General features: G+C 69.0%; 16 protein-coding genes and 3 pseudogenes. 5 read left to right on the top strand and 14 right to left on the bottom strand.

Annotated features, from left to right (window positions below; genetic code table 11):
• Positions 1-10: 10 nt before the first annotated feature.
• Positions 11-1,000 (top strand): annotated as a pseudogene (locus ACIRJP_RS22710) (XdhC family protein); the annotation flags it as partial.
• Positions 1,001-1,182: 182 nt separating this feature from the next.
• Here ACIRJP_RS22710 and ACIRJP_RS22705 read toward each other — a convergent pair.
• The 4 genes from ACIRJP_RS22705 to ACIRJP_RS22690 all read right to left on the bottom strand — a co-directional run bounded on the left by ACIRJP_RS22705 (position 1,183) and on the right by ACIRJP_RS22690 (position 4,577).
• Positions 1,183-1,641, bottom strand: a complete 459-nt coding sequence (locus ACIRJP_RS22705) for a hypothetical protein (RefSeq protein WP_404176992.1) — start codon at positions 1,639-1,641, stop codon at positions 1,183-1,185.
• A gap of 263 nt (positions 1,642-1,904) precedes the next feature.
• Positions 1,905-2,915 (bottom strand): hypothetical protein, encoded by a 1,011-nt coding sequence (locus ACIRJP_RS22700; protein WP_404176989.1) that lies wholly within the window; start codon positions 2,913-2,915, stop codon positions 1,905-1,907.
• 389 nt (positions 2,916-3,304) lie between these two features.
• Complete coding sequence (locus tag ACIRJP_RS22695) at positions 3,305-4,042, bottom strand: class I SAM-dependent methyltransferase (protein WP_404176986.1); 738 nt, start codon at positions 4,040-4,042, stop codon at positions 3,305-3,307.
• A 43-nt stretch (positions 4,043-4,085) separates the two neighbouring features.
• The gene (locus ACIRJP_RS22690; RefSeq protein ID WP_404176983.1) at positions 4,086-4,577 is read right to left on the bottom strand and encodes a hypothetical protein; all 492 of its coding nucleotides are present in this window, start codon (positions 4,575-4,577) and stop codon (positions 4,086-4,088) included.
• Positions 4,578-4,718: 141 nt separating this feature from the next.
• Here ACIRJP_RS22690 and ACIRJP_RS22685 point away from each other — a divergent pair.
• Positions 4,719-5,024, top strand: a pseudogene (locus tag ACIRJP_RS22685) (DeoR family transcriptional regulator); the annotation flags it as partial.
• Between the two features lie 204 nt (positions 5,025-5,228).
• On the opposite strand, the gene ACIRJP_RS22680 reads toward ACIRJP_RS22685, so the two are convergent.
• From ACIRJP_RS22680 to ACIRJP_RS22660, 5 genes and pseudogenes are all read right to left on the bottom strand, one after another.
• A complete protein-coding gene (locus ACIRJP_RS22680; RefSeq protein WP_404176980.1) occupies positions 5,229-5,879 on the bottom strand; it encodes a formylglycine-generating enzyme family protein in 651 nt (216 codons plus the stop codon).
• Between the two features lie 225 nt (positions 5,880-6,104).
• Positions 6,105-6,533, bottom strand: a complete 429-nt coding sequence (locus ACIRJP_RS22675) for a hypothetical protein (protein WP_404177119.1) — start codon at positions 6,531-6,533, stop codon at positions 6,105-6,107.
• A gap of 100 nt (positions 6,534-6,633) precedes the next feature.
• A pseudogene (locus ACIRJP_RS22670) lies at positions 6,634-7,098 on the bottom strand (SMI1/KNR4 family protein); the annotation flags it as partial.
• A gap of 95 nt (positions 7,099-7,193) precedes the next feature.
• Positions 7,194-7,517 (bottom strand): hypothetical protein, encoded by a 324-nt coding sequence (locus ACIRJP_RS22665; RefSeq protein WP_404176977.1) that lies wholly within the window; start codon positions 7,515-7,517, stop codon positions 7,194-7,196.
• Positions 7,518-8,028: 511 nt separating this feature from the next.
• The gene (locus ACIRJP_RS22660; protein ID WP_404176974.1) at positions 8,029-9,201 is read right to left on the bottom strand and encodes a S1 family peptidase; all 1,173 of its coding nucleotides are present in this window, start codon (positions 9,199-9,201) and stop codon (positions 8,029-8,031) included.
• A gap of 328 nt (positions 9,202-9,529) precedes the next feature.
• Here ACIRJP_RS22660 and ACIRJP_RS22655 point away from each other — a divergent pair, with 328 nt between their 5' ends.
• Positions 9,530-10,843, top strand: coding sequence for a nucleotidyl transferase AbiEii/AbiGii toxin family protein (locus tag ACIRJP_RS22655; RefSeq protein WP_404176971.1), 1,314 nt, complete (start codon positions 9,530-9,532; stop codon positions 10,841-10,843).
• An 89-nt stretch (positions 10,844-10,932) separates the two neighbouring features.
• On the opposite strand, the gene ACIRJP_RS22650 is transcribed toward ACIRJP_RS22655, so the two are convergent.
• The 3 genes from ACIRJP_RS22650 to ACIRJP_RS22640 all read right to left on the bottom strand — a co-directional run bounded on the left by ACIRJP_RS22650 (position 10,933) and on the right by ACIRJP_RS22640 (position 12,440).
• Positions 10,933-11,202, bottom strand: coding sequence for a hypothetical protein (locus tag ACIRJP_RS22650; RefSeq protein WP_259934195.1), 270 nt, complete (start codon positions 11,200-11,202; stop codon positions 10,933-10,935).
• A 35-nt stretch (positions 11,203-11,237) separates the two neighbouring features.
• The gene (locus tag ACIRJP_RS22645) at positions 11,238-11,711 is read right to left on the bottom strand and encodes a MarR family winged helix-turn-helix transcriptional regulator (protein WP_404176968.1); all 474 of its coding nucleotides are present in this window, start codon (positions 11,709-11,711) and stop codon (positions 11,238-11,240) included.
• Between the two features lie 177 nt (positions 11,712-11,888).
• Positions 11,889-12,440, bottom strand: a complete 552-nt coding sequence (locus tag ACIRJP_RS22640) for a glycoside hydrolase family 25 protein (RefSeq protein ID WP_404176966.1) — start codon at positions 12,438-12,440, stop codon at positions 11,889-11,891.
• A gap of 135 nt (positions 12,441-12,575) precedes the next feature.
• On the opposite strand from ACIRJP_RS22640, the gene ACIRJP_RS22635 reads away from it, so the two are divergent.
• Complete coding sequence (locus tag ACIRJP_RS22635) at positions 12,576-13,289, top strand: NADPH-dependent F420 reductase (RefSeq protein ID WP_404176963.1); 714 nt, start codon at positions 12,576-12,578, stop codon at positions 13,287-13,289.
• A 689-nt stretch (positions 13,290-13,978) separates the two neighbouring features.
• Positions 13,979-14,281: a hypothetical protein gene (locus ACIRJP_RS22630; RefSeq protein ID WP_404176960.1), complete on the top strand. Its 303-nt coding sequence runs from the start codon at positions 13,979-13,981 to the stop codon at positions 14,279-14,281.
• A gap of 170 nt (positions 14,282-14,451) precedes the next feature.
• On the opposite strand, the gene ACIRJP_RS22625 is transcribed toward ACIRJP_RS22630, so the two are convergent.
• Positions 14,452-15,816 carry a radical SAM protein gene (locus tag ACIRJP_RS22625; RefSeq protein WP_404176957.1) on the bottom strand — a complete coding sequence of 455 codons (1,365 nt, stop codon included), beginning with the start codon at positions 15,814-15,816 and terminating at the stop codon, positions 14,452-14,454.
• Positions 15,817-15,997: 181 nt separating this feature from the next.
• Positions 15,998-16,834, bottom strand: coding sequence for a pentapeptide repeat-containing protein (locus ACIRJP_RS22620; RefSeq protein ID WP_404176954.1), 837 nt, complete (start codon positions 16,832-16,834; stop codon positions 15,998-16,000).
• Positions 16,835-17,056: the final 222 nt, after the last annotated feature.

The raw sequence follows: 17,056 nt of genomic DNA, 5'->3' as shown, positions 1-17,056 counted from the left end.
TCGCGAGGGGCTGAACCGGTGGTTCGAGGAGGGCCGGGACTGCGCCGTCGCCACTGTCGTGGCCGTCAGCGGCAGTGCGCCGCGTGGTCCCGGCGCCGCCCTGACCGTCGACGGTGAGGGCACCGTCATCGGTTCCGTGTCCGGCGGTTGCGTGGAAGGCGCGGTGTACGACCTGTGCATCCGGGTGCTCCTGGACGGGCGCGCGGTACGTGAACGGTTCGGGTACGACGACGAGGACACCTTCGCGGTAGGGCTCACCTGCGGCGGCGTCATCGACATCCTGGTCACACCGGTGCGCGCCGACGCATCGGTGTTCCGGGCGGGGGTGTCGGCCGCGGACCGAGGAGAGGCTGCGGCACTCGCCCGGGTGGCCCGGGGCCCGGCGGAACTGCTCGGGCGGGCGCTGCTCGTCCGACCGGACGGATCGTACGAGGGCGGCCTCGCGGCGGAGAACCGGAACTGGACCGGACAGCGGCGGAGGAGGCTCGCGCGATGCTGGTCACCGGCCGCACCGGCACTGTCGACGTCGCGGATGACGGGTCGCGCTGTCCGGGCGGCGTGACGCTGTTCGTGGAGTCGAGGGTGCCGCCGCCCCGGTGATCGTGTTCGGCGCCGTGGACTTCGCGGCGGCGTTGGTCCGGGCCGACAAGTTCCTCGGCTACCACGTGACCGTGTGCGACGCCCGGCCGGTCTTCGCCACTCGGGCCCGCTTCCCCGAGGCCGCCGAACTGGTGGTCGACTGGCCGCACCGCTGCCTCCGCCAGACCACGACCGACGCACGAACTGTCCTGTGCGTCTCACCCATGGCGCCAAATTCGATGTTTCTCTTCTGGAGACGGCTTTGCGGCTGCCGGTCGCGTTCGTCGGCGCGATGGGCTCGCGTCGCACCCACGAGGACCGCGACCGCCGCCTGCGCGAAGTGGGCTTAACCAACCAGGAGTTGGCCCGCCTGTGCCCGATCTGGGATCCCTCACGACCTCGGCGGCCCAAGGCCGCCGCGGACATCGCCCGGCTGGAGGGGGCCCTGCACACACACGGCAAGTGGCCCGGGTGAGGCATCTGGTCGAGTGCCCGCTCGCGATCGCACGGTCGGCCCGCGCCACCCGCCCGCAGGCGGGGACACGGGCCGACCGCACCGTAGCCGTTTCAGCCAGGTACTTCACTCAGCGCGAGGGGGCCGGCTCAGAACACGAACGGTCCGGGAGCCTGAGCGGACGTCGCGTTGCAGGTCGCGGTGATACCGAAGACCACGACCTTGAGAGACTTGGCCGCCAGGCTGTCGCCCGCTGCCACGGTTCCCTTGAGCGGCCCCGTCGACACGGGGCTTCCGGCGGGGATGGCGGGGTTGGAGTTGCCGGTGAACGTCACCGCTCCCGAGCCCTTGTTGGTGAGTGTGAGCGTTGACGTGACCGAGTTCGCCCCGACGCTGATCGGTGCCTTGATGGCGGACGTCGAGAGGTTGATGGTCGCGGCCGTGCCGCTCTGGGTGGCGGTGAGGGTCGCGCTGCCCGAGCCGTAGACGCCACAGTCGAAGTTGATGGTCGCGGTTGTGGGGGTGACCGCTTCAGCAGTGGGTGCCAGCGCGAGCGTGCCGGCGGCCAGGGCGGAACAGAAGCCGAGTCGCCGTATGCCATGCCTCATGGTGGTTGCCCTTCATGTGGGGGGACTACCGAATGTGGGGGACTGCCGACGCGTGGATCGACGTGCCACGCCGGAATGCAGAACTCTCCTGACGGTCCGTCAGGGGGGATCGCCTTCCCCATTGAGACACGACGACCTTGAAGCAACAAGGCACATCACCATGATTCTTGACATGCTACGGCCGAATCTGGTCACCCCTGGGAGAGCGCCCGGGGTTCGGCGGACTCATCGGGCCGTCAATCCCTGAGCACGGTTCCGCGCCGTCAGGAGGGCAGTTTCAGGTCGGTGCATCCATGGCGCTTCGCCGCATGTTCGGCAAAGGCACGGAGGGCCGTGCGGAGGTAGCCGTGCGACGGGGCTGCGTACTCGGTGTCGTTGACGGTGAAAAGAGCACGCGGACCCGTGCCGCATTCGGCGCTCGCCCAGGCGCTGTGGCGATCGGCGCCCGCGTCGCCGTGATAGCCACCGGACTCGTCGTCGTCGGAGGTCCGAAGGCGCTGCGCGTACGGACCGAACGCGGCATTGAACCAGTAGAGCTCCTCGTCCCGCGCCTTCGTCTCGCCGAACGCGCAGGTCTCCAGGAGAGCATCGCCGGCGGCGGTGGTCTCACGGTGCCAGTGGACGGAGCCGTCGCCCGGACCGGGGACCCCTGCGCAGGTGCCGGTGGCGTTGCCGGGCTCCCGGCGATCTGGTTGCAGAAGGATGGGCGGCACGCCGGCACCGTGCGGGGCGTTGCAGAACCACCGCTTGGCGGCCCGCTCCGCGGTGACCGTGGCCAGCCGGGCGATCTGCCGGGTCTCCCGGGCGTTCTCGTGCGACTCGTCGGCACTCACGGTCACTACGAGGGAGGCAGGCCGGTCGGTGCAGTTGAGCACGACGCCGGTGTCGCGGAAATCGGTGTAGCCCTGCCATCCACCACCGATGGCTACGGGCAGATGGTCTGAACTCCCGTCGCGCAACATCGAGAGCGGCTCACCGGAGAGGTTGCGGTTACGGACGGCGTCGTACGGAATCAGAGCGACCAGCAGCCGGGTGTCCGCCACTGCGCACTCGCTCCAGCGGTTGTCACCGGCACCGCCCGTGCGGTCCCCCGGCAGCCCGGGATCGATGGAGTACGAGGTCAGGGCCGCCGATTCGGCGACCGGAAGCAGACCCTCGCAGTACGTGGCGAGCCGGTCCTCGTACCGCCACCGTTTGCCGGTTTCGCTCACCCGGTACCAGCCGTATCCGGCCGCGAGCAGCACAACCAGCGGCAGCGCGGCGTACAACGCCATCCGGCGCATCATCCTCATCGGGCGTGGACCTCCCCCATGTCGATCACGCGCCCTGCCTATCATCCGTAGCCCCGGGCCCGACACCGGCCGTAGCCGAATTGAGCACCGCTGCGGGGTTTGAGCAGCGCAGATCACACTGTCCCACTGCGCATCGCGGGCATCCGTCTCCGGTCCGCCCGCAGTCCTGTCCGCCCGGAGATCCATGCGAAACCGCCGGTGTTCTCGGGATCCTCAGAGTCGTTCATGGTGACGCCGCTCGCGCAGAACGCACCATCGCCTGATGTTCGACGACGCCGTTGTGCCGCTTAAGAAGTGCCCTCAGCTGCAGATGGTGCGGGAATCCGAATTGTGTTTCGAGCGCCGCGATCTCCCGCGCAGTATGCAGGTGGTCAGCCATCGTCCCCGGGGCGCCGGGCGACGAAGACGAACTCGCGTCCCGGGCGGTCAGGGGCGTCGCGGACGTCCTGGACCACGAAGCCCTGTGCGGCCAGCTCCGTCTCGACCTCCCACCGCTCGCGGAATCGCAACGTCGAATCCGATGTCAGTACCTGCCCGTCCGCGGCAAACACATAGGTCCAGCGGAAGGTCACCAGCGGCCCGCACACTTCGAGCAGTTGGACCCAGCTCTCGACCCCACCGACTCCCGGTATCTCGGTCACGACGTACGAGGCTTCGCGATTCCACTCCTCCCAGGCACGCCTGGCCGGATCCCGGGTCTCGAACACAAGGGTTCCGCCGGGACGCAGCGCTTCGTACGCCCTTTGCAGGGTCGTCCGCCACTCCCGTGGGTCGACGATGGCCTGGGCGACGTTCGCCGTCATGGTCGCGAGGTCGACCTGCAGTGGCGGAAGTGCTGTCGCATCACCGGAGATCCAGCGCACCCTTTCACTGCCCGGATTGCCCCGGGCCACATCGATGGCCGCGGTGGCCGGATCGACACCCACGACCTCGATGCCGCGGTCGGCCAGCAGAAGGGCGAACACTCCTGTACCGCAGCCGATGTCCAGGACCTGGCGCGCCCCGATCTGCTCGGCGAGACGGACGTAGGCGTCCAGATCGCCCCGATCAGGTTCGAGCGCGTCGTAGATCGCGGCGAGCCGGGGATGGGCGAAGCACTCGTCAGCCATGAGGCAGAAGCTATGCCGGACCGGTGGCCGGCGGCTACGCGATTTACGGAGCGGACTGCTGGTCCGGCCACACGATCTGCCCGTTCGCGACCCCGATCACTTCCGGTATCAAGGATTCGTTGAACCTCAAGTGGCCGATCGAAACGACATCGTCCACCTGCCGGTGGGTGTCTTGCACGCGCGCAGCAAGCCAGCGGAGCAGCTCGCCGACCTTTTCGAACTCGTCGGGGTGGATTTCCTGCCGGGAGGTCAGCGACCAGCCCTTCCGCGGCAGGTCCACGCGGCCCACCAGCGCCGACCCGAGCACACCACCGACCCGCCAGGCGGCACCACTGCCGGCAAGCAGTGGACGAGGTTCGTCCTCGACCACCGGTTCGCCCGCCTCGTCCTCCACCACGAGCGGGAACTCGGTCACGATCGACAGGCTCGTCGGCTGCGGCCCGATTCCCAGGTGCCAGCGCAGTTCGGCCAGCTCCGGCTCGGAGAGCTCGTCCCGCAGATCGACCGATACCGCCAGCTCATACGTGTCACTCACGCGACGCACCCTACAGAGACTCACTGACATGGCGAACGGTGCCGGGGCAGGATCAAGGAGTGGGGAGCAGGGGGCCGGGGCAAGAGGCAAGGGGTGCACGCGCTGCGCGTCGTTCGTCGACCTGGCCGGCCGCGGGGCCAGATGTCCGTTCAGGCCCACGAGAGCGGCCGGTCGACGTACTGTCGCCGGCTGAGAGAGTCCAGGTTCACCGCCGAGACCGTGCGGCGTGACCTGAAGAGTCTCGACCGGACCGGGCTGCTGCGGCGCGTCACTGGCGGTGCGATCCCGGCCGGGAGGCTCGACTTCGAGCCCGATCTCGCCGAGCGCGATGCAATGGCCATCGACGAGAAGGAGCGCATCGCAACAGCCATGATCGGTGGCCCCCCAACCGATGGCAACGTGGTCACCGACGCGGGCAGTACGGCCGCCCGGCCGGCGGCTGCCATTCTGCTGGCGCTCGTCCCCGGCTTCGTGGGCGGCGCCATCGCGCTCACCTCCGTCGTGCCGGCCGCGGGCGAGGAGCCGGTCACGCTCCTCGCCCGCGGCCTCGATGCGACACCGACGCCGGCCCCGTAGGCTCGGCTGTTCTTCGGCCGCGGTGATGTGCCGGGGGGCCGCAACGCTTCCGGAGGCGGCCTTCTCCCCACCGGCTCACACCGTTCGCGCGAGCCGGAACCCCAGGTCGTCGATGCGGAAGGTCGGATGGCTCTTGCGGCGGCACGACGCCCGGCAGCTTCGGGGCCGGTCGAATCCGCCCCCGCCACGGAATACGCGGTACGGGCCGTAGACCTCGGGGTCGTAGAGGTCCCAGCACCACTCCCACACGTTGCCGATCATGTCATGGAGGCCCCAGGCGTTCGGCGCCCTGTTCGCGACGTCGTGCACCTCGCCGCCGGAGTTCCCGTAGTACCAGGCGATCTCGTCCAGGTCCCCGTAGCGAACGCCGGAGGTTCCGGCTCGGCACGCGTACTCCCATTCCGCCTCCGACGGAAGGCGATAGCCGTCGGCCCGCCAGTCGCAGACCACGTCCAGCCCGTCGGGGTCGTCGCCCGTCGAGTAGCAGGGACGGAGCCCCTCCTCCTGCGAGAGCAGGTTGCAGAACCGGACAGCGTCGTTCCACGAGATCTCGGCCACCGGTGTACGCGGACCGGCCGAACTCACGGGCGCCTCGCCCCGAACCGCGTGGTACAGCTCGCGGGTGACGGGATACGGCGCCAGGCGGAACGCACCGACCTCCACCTTCCAGTCCGTCCGAGTGCCTTCGTCACGCAGAATGATCTCCCCGGCGGGAATGGCTCTCATGCCCTCGGCATTCGACTGGCGAAGTACGGATCCCACGCTCATCACAACTCCCCATCTGCTCCGGCGCATCAAACCCGTGCGCCGGACCGGCAGCCTCGCGGACCGTTGCCGCGTGCTGACGTCCCTTGATCAACTGACCATACAGACGGGGAGGAAGCGGCGGGTGCTGGGCCACGTCCCGAGCGCCGGTGCCGGGCTCACGGGTCACAGGCCATGAGTCACGAGTCAGGAATTACGGGTGAGCAGGTCGGCGACCCTGACGACCATCTGGGTCTCCTCGCCGTTGCGTGGGGTCGTCGGCTGGTGAGCGAGTACGAAGCGACGCCGCTGGTCACGAGTGGAGAAGGCGGCGTTCTTGTACCCGTACGTCTCCCTGGTCTTGCCCCAGAGCGTGGTGCCGTTGACGGTGGCCTGTTGCAATCCCGGGCTGTAATGGGCGGGAGACCCATCGAGCATCCGCACATCGGCCGACGGCCGGGTGAACATCAGCCGGAGCAGATCCGGAGGAAGCAGTTCGCCGAAAAACAGCGCGACGAGCAGGCGGTCGATGTCGCCCGTGGTGGAGATCATGTCGCCTTCGCCCCGGTCGGACGACTGGTCGTACGTCGTGATGTCCCGCAGGAGGTCGTCGGCCATCGTCAGGTAGCCGTGCACGTGGGGCGAACCAGTCCGTGAACGACACGGGGTGACCGTCCAGGTTCAGAGGAAGGATCCGGTCGCAGGTGGCCCGGCCGTCGAACCACAGTGAGCCCCGGTGCGGACCGGTGACAACGAGCAGGGTCGAGAAGCCACAGCCGTTCTCCTGGATGAATACAGCGCCGGCGGTCCTGCGCTCCTGGAACACCCCGTACTCGGCGTCCCACTGCTCCCACGCCGCCTGGTAGGCGTCGTGATCCGGAAAGTCCGGCACCTGCGGCTCACGTGCGTCCAGCTCATCCTCGTAAGCGCGGTAGGAGTCGGGATGCGGGAAGTCAGTGGTGAGCAAGTGGTAGTTGGTGCTTGAGTCCCCATGCCAGCCCCAGACCACCGCGGATCGGCACAGCGGGTTCACCGCACCACCGGCGCTCTGCCGGAGCAAGTACTCCCGGTACTGGTCCGGGAACACGATGCCCAACTCCGCCTCCGCTTCGCGGATCTCCGCCTCGGACAGTTGCGGCCGGGAAGCGACCTGCCTCGCGGGCAGGGAGTCGCACTCGTAGGAGCGCCGCCCACGGGCCATGCGTTGGTCCTCCGCCATCCAATCGGTCGTCGTGGGTGTGAGGGCAGTCGCAAACGCTTCTTCAGGACTCTGCCGTGACATGGATTCGAGCCGATCTACTGGAGGTCCGTACTTGCTTGGCGACGCCAGTCCCATCCGGGGTGACTGTCCACCAGCGTGAGGAACTCGCTCGCCCGCAGGATCTCGAAGTGATCGGTGTCGACAAGGCCGTCGACACCGGGCAGGACGTCGCGGAGGAAAGCGCGGGCCGCGTCCATGGACCGGCACGACACGCAGACCGCGTACGGTTCCCCGATCCGGGTCGTCACCTGCTCGATCTCGTCCGGCTCATAGTCCGCCAGGATCCCACCCGAGAGGTCGATGCAGTACGAGTGCCCGTGCCGGTGCAACCTTTCGTCACCCGTCACGGGGTCCGGCACGAGCTCAAGAGTACGGAGGCGCCCTTCGAACGACGGGCGTCGCTTCGCAGGGACGAGAATGATCACAGATGGCCAGGACACGCGTCTACCTCCCCCAGCGACCGTAGTCGAGCAGTCCTCTCGGTTCGCCGGATTTTCCGTCCGGCGAAGCGGTTTCTTGACCGCGGAGAAGGGCGCTGCCCCGGGACAGCGCTCAGGTCGCGGCGCCGGCCGAAGCACGCCGTCCGCGCCGACCAGAAAGGTGAACGGCTCGATCAGCTCCGCCGTCGGCCGCTCGGCTACCCAGTTGTCGAAGCCGGTCCGTGGACCGATCCGGCAGCCACCGCTGGCGGCCGGGCCGCGGACCTCAGGCCGGCCCGTCCCACTGCGGAACCCGACGACCATGAGGGTTCCGGTCTGCCGGGTTGCCCCGCGTGAAGGGCCTGCCGCATCCGAGCGAATACGGTCGTGCCGCGCGGCAGGCCCTCACGGTGGGACCGGGCGGCTCGGGTCGAGCCCGCCCTGCGTGACGTCAGGCTGTGTGCAGTGTCAGCCCGTACCGGTTCAGGATCTCGTTGATCGGCTGGTGCCAGGTCTCCCCGCCGCTGGTGCAGTTGCCCCAGCCGCCGGACGTGACTCCCTGGGCCTGGTCCCCACTGATGAACGAGCCACCCGAATCTCCCCGCTCGGCGCAGACGCTCGTCTTGGTCATCTGGTGAACCGCGCCCTGGCTGTAGTTCACCGTCTCGTTCGTGGCCAGCACGTTGCCGCAGTGCCAGTGGCTCGTGGAGCCGGAGCGGCATATCGAGGCGCCGATGGGTGCCTCTGCGGAGCCCCGCACCAACTGGTCCGAGACGGTGCCCCAGCCGAGTACGACGGGGACGGTCCACCAGCCGTTGCCGACGCTGACCCAGGCATAGTCGTCGCCGGGGAAGGACGACCCCTGGAAGTTGCCGATGGCCGAACGGTCCCATCCGCTGACCGCGGCGCCCGTCTGTCCGCAATGGCCTGCCGTGACGAAGCCACCGTGGACGGAGAAACCGATGGAACACCGGACGTTGCCCGTGTAGTAGGGATCGCCGCCCACGGTTCCGGCAGCGAAGGTTCTGGGCCCTTCCGGAGTCTGCTTCACCAGTACGGGCCCGGCCCTGCGGGCCCGCTCGACGAAGGTGCGGACATCGTTGTCATGCGCTGCCGAAGCGACAACGTCGATCACGACGCGGTTGGCCTTCGGGTCCACGTGCCAGCTGCTGACACCTGCCGGTGCCGCCAGTCCGTCGATCCGGGCCTTGGTCGCGTCGAGCTGCGGTGCGCTGTGGCGCACCAGCCGGGAAGATGCTCCCAAGACGCGTACGGCTGCCGACTTCCGGCCGTCGGTCACCGCCACGGCGAGCCTGCCCGTGGCCGGATCGAACCAGGAACCGGCGTAGGAGGAACCGGCGGCCCGTCGCGCCTTGTCCTGTAAGGCGGTTGCCGTCTTCTCCGCGGCCAGTCGCGTCCTGGCCTGGCTTTCTGTCAGGCCGAGGTCTCGCCGCATGGCGGCGAGCAGTCCTGCGGACGCCGGCTCTTGCCCGGCCGTGGAGCGAGGTGGTGCTGCGGAAGACGAGTCCACGGTGACGGCGGATGCCTGGCCGGAGGCAAGTCCCACAGTCGCCCAGGCTCCGACGACCAGTGTGGCAGCCAGGCTAGTTCGCAGCGCGTTCATATATCTCAAGGCAGTGGCCCTTCTGTTGTTCCGGAATCGTGGGGAGGAACAGCAGGCGTCCGAGAGCTCAGATCTGAGAGCGCTCTCAGAGTGTGCCGCAACGGACTTTAACGCAGCAGCGTTATCAGGTCCATGCCAATGAACGCACGCCCATGGATCGATGGACGGCAGGCGCTTGCCGTTGCGGACGCTCCTGCCCATCAGGCCCGGACCCGCCGCTCTCGAACCCGGTGCGGAGACCTATGCTCGCGTCGGATGACCGTGCGTGCCCGATGCCTCAGCGTCCACCACCGCGAAATGCAGCGCGCCCTCCCGCAGGAGCCTCACCATGACATCTTCCGCCGACGGATCCACTGCCTGGAGCAGGTTGTGGACGGAGACCTCGCAGGTCCCGCATGCGCCCCTCGACGAGGAGACGCGGCGCAGGTCAGACGTTCCGGACACGTTGCTGCCCGCACCTGACGGCATGAATCATCCACTGATCTTCGAGCCCGCTCTGAAGCAGTTCGCCAATGCCTACCGGTCCGGAGAACCGCTCTTCGGCGATGCCCGGGAAGAGGTGGGGCGGGCCTGGCATCGGGCGCGGCGCACCGTACTGGACACGGTGCTAGCGTCCGTCGCGGACGGCCCGTGGGGTGACCATCTGGTGCTGCGTGGCAGCGTGTTGATGGCCACGTGGTTCGGAGAAGCCGCCCGTGATCCGGGGGATCTGGACTTCCTCTTCGTGCCCCGGGACTGGGGCATGGACGACCCCCGTGCCACGGGTCTCTTCGACGCGATCGCCCGGGACGCGGCAGCTGCGGCCGCCGCCCATGGCTCGGTACGGATCGATGCGGCGGGCCTGGTGACCGAGGACATCTGGACGTACGACCGGGTTCCGGGCCGGCGCATGCTGCTGCCGTGGACGGCGGACGGAGTGCCCGGCGGGACCGTACAGCTCGACGTGGTGTTCAACGATGCCCTGCCCTCTGCCGCCGTGCTCACCGAGCTTCAGCCACTGGGAGACGGACCGGGCTGCCGGGTGCAGGCGGTGTCGCCGGAGCTGTCGCTCGCCTGGAAGTTGCTGTGGCTGATCACCGACGCGTATCCGCAGGGCAAGGATCTGTACGACGCCGTGCTGCTCGCAGAACGTACCCTGCCGAGTTACGAGCTGGTGCGGGAAGCCTTCGTTCTCGGCGGGACCGAGGGACTGCGGCCCGCCGGCGCCTGGTGGCTCCACGAATTGGGGGTGAGCGATTGGGAGCACTTCACCACTGAACACCCGTGGGTCACGGAGAGCGCGACGAGCTACTGCGAACGTCTCACGCGGGCGCTGGCGCCGCTGCTGGAGACGGCGGAGCGACCGGACGTGGCGGACTCGGATGTATCGGACCAGTACCGGCGGTGGGCCCGGTGGCTGCAACCGCTGGTGGAGTCCACGCGCGCCGCAGCCTCAGAGGATCCTGCCGCCGTACTCGGGTTTCTGGCCGAGGGCGGGTGGGACGGGCTGAAGGCGGCCGTCGTGGTCGTACGCGAGATCGCCGGACCTCGGCGTCTCGGCCCGGCGGAGGCACTCGCCAGTGTCCTGTCCCACGAGCGTGGTTGGCGGTACTGGCGGAACCATCCCGAGGCCTGCGATCAAGCCCTCGACGAGCTGAACTGATCAACTCCCGGGCTCGGCTCCGTCCACACCTATCAGCTCCCGGACCCGACCCGGCCTGTACCGATCGACTCCGACCGGCTCCGACCCCGTCAGCCGGCCCGGCCGATCGCGCTGCGCAGCATGGCGACCGTCGTGGCGGCGGCCGCGCGTTCCGCGTCGTCCTGCGTCGCGCGCACTCGCTCCTCCAGGAGCACCACGGCCGCCTGGAGGACACCCACACGCACCGGAACGCTCTGCATCGCTGTCAGCACGGCCGCTGCCTGTTCGGCCGGGGTGGCCGTGGCGGCCTGCGGAATGAGGGTGGTGATTCCGCGCCCGAGTGCGCGGTCGCGAGGCGGCTGAGCCGCGGCTGTGGTCACCCGAGAAGTGTGCCGCACCGAGCCCAGGGAATCGGTCAGTGACCTGGCTTCGACTCTTCGGGGCCGCCGTGGACGTGGGCGTGGACGCGGCTCAACAGCGCTGCCAGCTGGACTCGTTCGCGCGCGGTCAGTGGGGCGAGCAGTGTCTTCTGCACGCTCAGCGCCTCGTCCTGGAGCTCTGCGAACACCGCGCGGCCGGCCGAGGTGGGCGTGACGGTCACCCGGCGGCGGTCTCCGGTGTCCCGGGCCCGGTCGACGAGACCGGCCAGCGCGAGGTCGTCCACGATCTTGACGATGTCGCTCCGGTCGATCCCGAGCCGGGATGCCAGTTCCCGTTGCGCATGGGGCCGAAGTCGATGAGCGCCGACAGCACGGCCAGGTGCCAGATCCGCATGTCGCGCTCGGCAAGTCGCGCCGCCAGCCGGCTCCGCGCCGCTTTGCCGGTCTTGGACAGCAAGTATGTAGTGAGTCCCAGGAGGCTGGGCGGGGTCGCGCACATCGTCGACCATCTTAGGCGCGCACCCATCATCCGTTTTCACCTATTGATCGGCGCACACCTCGGCCACGGGCACCGGCACCGGCACCTGCTGATGAGCGGGGACGTCGGATGCTCTGCCCGCCGCTACGGCCCGGTCACGCCTCTCCCGAGCGGGGCCGCCCCGCCGCCGCGTACGGTCCCGCGACGGCTACCCCCCGGCCCAGTTGCGCATGGCGGCCCGTGAGGAGAAGTCGGCGACGTCCTTGTCGAGCGGGTGGTCGGTGTACTGATGGATACGCCAGGAGGCTTCGATCCTGGGCTTTCCGGCGGTCACGTAGTCGGCGATCCAGAGACCGTCACCCGCGTACGACGTGGTGTCGTGGTTCAGCCAGAAGTAGCGGTTGCAGTACAGCAGAACCTTGTGGTGCGGCCGCAGACGCTTGACCTCACGGATGAACTGGTCCTTCTCCGCGTTGCCGGCCCGGGTGCCTTCGCCGTTCTCCTCCCAGTCCACGGCGAGCAGATCGCCCGCCTTCTCCGGGGCCTTGCTCACGAAATACTCGGCCTGAGCCGTGATGTTCCCCGGCCAGAGGAAGTGGTAGAAGCCGACCACGCACTCCGCGTCCCTCGCGCGTTTCACTTGCGCCGAGAGATGCGGATTGATGTACGAACGGCCCTCGGTGGCCTTGATGAGGACGAAGTCCAGTCCGTCCGTGTCGAAGGACGACTGATGGGAACTGACATCGACGCCATGGAGCATGGGCACCGCCTTCACGTGGGATGAGTGCTTCGGTCGTCTTCCTGTAGGTGCCCGCAGCCGGTCGTTCCCATCCTTCGGATGAACAGGCGAACCGTTTTGCCATTGCCAGGAATACAGCCCGGAAACGGCTAGTTGATGAACCCGCGAGACCACATCACGTACCGCAGTCGCCGTCGGAAGGTCGGATCCATGAAGATCGGCATCATCGGAGCGGGCAACATCGGCGGAAACCTCGCCCGGCGCCTCACCGCGCTGGGCCACGAGGTGTCCATCGCCAATTCGCGTGGCCCGCAGACGCTCGCCGCGCTCGCCGACGAGACCGGAGCCACGGCGGTCAACGCCTCTCAGGCGGCTCGAGGAGCCCAGGTCGTCGTCGTCACCGTCCCCCTCAAGGCCGTCCCCGACCTGCCCGCCGGGTTGATCGACGGTGCCGCGGACGGGGTCGCGGTCATCGACACGGGCAACTACTACCCGCAGCAGCGCGACGGCCGCATCGCCGCGATCGAGGACGGCAAGCCCGAGAGCCGGTGGACCGAGGAGCAGATCGGCCACCCGGTGATCAAGGCGTTCAACGGGACGTACGCCCAGGACATCCTCTCCAACGGGCTCCCCGCGGGAAGTCACGGCCGTCAGGCGCTTCCGGTCGCCGGTGACGATGCGGCGGCCAAGCAGGTCGTGCGCGATCTCATCGACGAGCTGGGCTTTGACACCGTGGACGCGGGGGGACTCGACGAGTCCTGGCGTCAGCAGCCCGGTACGCCTGTTTACGGGCATCAGGGCGACGTGGAGGCCATTCGCAAGGCACTCGCCGAGGCATCCCCCGAGCGCACCGCCGAGTGGCGCGCCTGAGGTTCGCCGGCGCCGGGGAACGGCCGGCCGCTCTCGCCGCCCCCGGCGCTCGGTCACCGTCTGGCCGGCCCGGGACGTTGCGGCCGGCCGTGCTCCTCAGCCGTCGAAGACGGTGCTCCGGCTTACCTTCCCCCATGCGAGTGTCTCGGCACGGGCCGCTTCGAGGTGGGCCTGGATCGCGTCGGTCGCGTCGTTGCCGAGCGGCAGTCGCAGGGGCGGGTCCTCGGTGGCGAGGGCGGTGAGGATGGCCGCCGCGGCCTTGCCGGGGTCGCCCTCCTGCTTTTCCGTCCGAGTCGGGCAGGCCCGTCCGTACGGGGCCGACGATCGCCTCGTACGCCGGCATCGCGGCGGTCTGCCGGAGCGCCCCTCCCCCGGCGAATCCGGTTCATCAGGTCCCGCAGTTGCTGGTCGGTGGTCTCCTCGACCGCCCCGGCCAGGCCGCGGCCCGCGTTGTCGACGAAGACATCGATACGCCCGTGCCAGAGCACCGTATCGGCGACGACCGCGGCGAGCGGCACCGCCGCGGTGAGACGGGTGTACCGCGAGTGGGCTTCGGGGCAAGCGGTGCGGGTGAACTCACCACCCGGTCACGGGCCGAGTTCGCACGGCGCCATCCCGGGGTGCGAGTGGTGCCCAGGCGATACGACTGGGGGTGGTAGGCCGCGGCTCTGCGCGAAGGGCTGGTCGACGTGGCTTGCGTCTGGTTGCCCAATGACCTGACCGGCCTCCGCTCGGAGCTCGTGCATACGGAGCCGCGCGTCGTGGGAATGCCGTTGGGGCATGCGCTCGCGGGACGCGACGGGACCTCCGTGCTCGACGTCGCCGACGAGCCGTTGATGTGGACCGAGCGCGCGCCGCGCGAGTGGGTGGACTGGTGGGCGGTCAACCCCCGCCCGGGCGGATCGAGTCCCAGGGGGGGCCGACCAACGACAACGTCGAGGAGATGCTGGAGCAGGTGGCGGAGGGTTCCGCCGTCTGTTTCGCGCCGATGAGCATGGCCAGGTACTACGACCGGCCCGATCTCACCTGGGTGCCGCTGACCGATGCCGAGCCCCCGCGGACCGTGCTCGCCTGGGTCGACGGCACGGACAGCGCCTGGTGCGGGGGTTCGCGCGCGTCGTGCGTGAACCGGCGGCCGCCGGGTCCAGCGGCCGGACCTGAACTAGGGGGCGTCGTCCGGACGGGCCGGAAGACTGTCCATGAACGAGCTGACGGAGAAGACCGCGCGTCCGGGTCCGGGCGGACCGTAGCCGGGGGGCGAGCTGAGACCGTACTCCTCCATGGTCGCGCGATAGGCATCCAGCAGGCGGATGTGGTATTCGAGCGGCGCCCCGTCCGGGTTGGTCTTCCCGAGCGGGGTGGTGGGCTCCGGGCACCAGGTGGTGAACCGCGGCGTGATGCCGTGCGACATGAAGAACCGCAGCCCCTCGGTGGTGGACGCGATGGCTTCGTCCACCGTGGTGAAGCCGAAGGGCTCGGCCATCTCCACGCCTGCCACGAAGTTGGGGATGACATTGCGGGGGCCGAAGACCTCGGCGGAGTCCAGGATGCGGCGGTGCCACTCGTCACGGCCGACGTAGCGTTCCTTGCCCGGGCAGTAGAGCTCGAACAGCCGGCGGTCCCACACCTCGTAGTTGGGGTGGTAGATCTGCACGCCGTAGTCGTGGAAACGCTGCACGTCGGCCTTGGGCAGGGCCTGGGCTACGACCTTGCCGATCCAGCGGCCGGGGAAGCGCTCCTCGATGGCCTTGGCGTACTGGCCGTAGAAATCGGCCTCGTCGCGGCCGCCGATGTGGGAGGTGATGGCCCCGCCGGTGAGGGTGTAGGCGGTGGAGGTCTTCGCCGTGTCGTACTTGTCGATGATGGCGAGCGCCTCCAGGACCTCCTCGACCGGCTTCACCCCGGTGTACGGGCGTCCCGCCGCCTTGTGCTGGCGCCAGTTGTGGTTGATGTCGCAGTACTGGCACTCCTCCTTCGCCCCGAAGTACTGGCAGACCCGGAAGACCGTCAGATAGATGAGGTATCCCCACTGGATGGTGGGTGCCACCTCCATCACGGACTTGCCGTTCTCCAGGGTGTGCCGGTAGTAGTCCGGCATGGGCGGGAGGCCCACGTCGGAGATCCGACGGCCGTCGAGATACAGCCCGAGCACACCGTCCCCGTCGGCCGCGACACGGTACGGGGACGCCGGGTTGACGCGGACGGACACGACGGTCCTGCGCAGGTCGTACGGACCGCCGGTGAGGACGATCTCCTCCGGCGGGCGGCGCAAGGCGGCCGCGCCCAGCTCTGGGAGGGTGCCGTGGTCGAAGGAGAAGATGAAGTAGGACTTCGGCTTGACGTCACCGCCCTCGTTGTCGCTGAGCGCGGACTCGTCGAACGCCAGGCCGCCGCGCAGCAGGTCCTCCTTGATGACGGCTTCCCGGGGCACGTGCGGGAACTGCTCCATCAGGCGCTCGACCAGACGGGTGCGGTTCCCGTCCGTGCGATTCGGTTCGGTGCGGCTGCGGTCGGTACTGCTGGGCATGTGCGGGACTCCTCGGTCCGGTCGTCTGCGGCGTTCCGGGTACGCCACACTGTGCAACGAACCGGACACGTCCACAGTGCCCCGACGCACCGGCCGATTCGGCACGGTGCGGCATCGGCGGTCCACGGCCGTCAGTGGCACGGACCGGTTCGTCCGTCGGCGGCCGCCTCCGGGGCCGGGTTCACCCGTCCCAGTGCGCGGGGCGGCCGAGGGACGGAGGGAGCTTCGTCGCCGCGTCGCCCCTGGCGGCGTTGAGCTGTGCCTGGGTGAGGAAGAGGCTCGATGTGAGGTCGGCTCCGGACAGGTCCGCGTCCCGGAAGTCAGCGCCGATCAGGTCGGCCAGGCGCAGATCGGCACCGGTGAGGTCCGCTGCTATCAGATACGCGCCGCGCATGTCGGCGCCCCTCAGATCGGCGCCCCTGAGCCTGGCTCCTATGAGGTCGGCGCCCCGGTGGTCGCGCTTCTTCTTCCGCGGTGCCGTCGCCCGTACCAGCGCGCCGGCGCGGAGCAGCAGCTCGGCCACGACATCGCGGTGCCCGGCCACGTCCAGTTCGCGGAACGCGTCCGCCGGGAGGTGCGTGAGGCGTTCGGTCTCGTCGAGGGTGCGTCGGATCTCGTCGTGGAGGGACCGCGCCGGTTCCAGGGACAGCGCTTCCGTGAGGTACCAGAGCAGTTCATGGAGCTGCCGCATGACCGGGAACACCTGGAACATCTGCTGGGCGGTCCGCGGGGCACCGCGCCAGTCCTGCCCGTCGAAGGTCTCGCCGGAAACCTTCTGGCCCGCCCCGAAGCAGTCGTACACGGTGCAGCCGGGAAAGCCCCGGGTACGCAGCTCGGTGTGTATGCCGCAGCGGAAGTCCTCCTGGAGGTTCCGGCAGGGCTTCCCGGCGTCCTTGTCCATCGCGAAGTCCGCGGACCGCGTCAGGGTCAGTGCCACGCAGCACAGCCCGAAGCAGTTCGCGCAGTCGGCGCGCAGCGCGGCACGATCGGGGCCGGGGCCTACGACGTTGTCGGGCACGGTGCGTGGATCCTCTGGGTATGGGACTGTCGGACGGTCGACCCTATCTAAATCCCTCACCAGTTCGCGTCAATTTCATGATCATCATCCGGATGGATCGATCGCGGGCCGATGGCCGCGGGACAACGCTCGGTCAGTTCCCCCACGCGCTGCAACAGGGGGATCCGACCCGCTCCCGGCCTCCGCGCGCAATGATGACGGTCAGTACATCTTTGTAGTGGG

It is taken from the genome of Streptomyces sp. NPDC102437, from assembly GCF_044765565.1.
GTDB lineage: Bacteria > Actinomycetota > Actinomycetes > Streptomycetales > Streptomycetaceae > Streptomyces.
This window is presented reverse-complemented; position numbering and strand designations above follow the sequence as displayed.

Coding starts and splice junctions, on each gene's coding strand:
- ACIRJP_RS22705 (WP_404176992.1), bottom strand. CDS start 1,641: ATGAGGCATGGCATACGGCGACTCGGCTTCTGTTCCGCCCTGGCCGCC.
- ACIRJP_RS22700 (WP_404176989.1), bottom strand. CDS start 2,915: ATGGCGTTGTACGCCGCGCTGCCGCTGGTTGTGCTGCTCGCGGCCGGA.
- ACIRJP_RS22695 (WP_404176986.1), bottom strand. CDS start 4,042: ATGGCTGACGAGTGCTTCGCCCATCCCCGGCTCGCCGCGATCTACGAC.
- ACIRJP_RS22680 (WP_404176980.1), bottom strand. CDS start 5,879: ATGAGAGCCATTCCCGCCGGGGAGATCATTCTGCGTGACGAAGGCACT.
- ACIRJP_RS22660 (WP_404176974.1), bottom strand. CDS start 9,201: ATGAACGCGCTGCGAACTAGCCTGGCTGCCACACTGGTCGTCGGAGCC.
- ACIRJP_RS22655 (WP_404176971.1), top strand. CDS start 9,530: ATGACATCTTCCGCCGACGGATCCACTGCCTGGAGCAGGTTGTGGACG.
- ACIRJP_RS22645 (WP_404176968.1), bottom strand. CDS start 11,711: ATGGTCGACGATGTGCGCGACCCCGCCCAGCCTCCTGGGACTCACTAC.
- ACIRJP_RS22640 (WP_404176966.1), bottom strand. CDS start 12,440: ATGCTCCATGGCGTCGATGTCAGTTCCCATCAGTCGTCCTTCGACACG.
- ACIRJP_RS22635 (WP_404176963.1), top strand. CDS start 12,576: ATGAACCCGCGAGACCACATCACGTACCGCAGTCGCCGTCGGAAGGTC.
- ACIRJP_RS22625 (WP_404176957.1), bottom strand. CDS start 15,816: ATGCCCAGCAGTACCGACCGCAGCCGCACCGAACCGAATCGCACGGAC.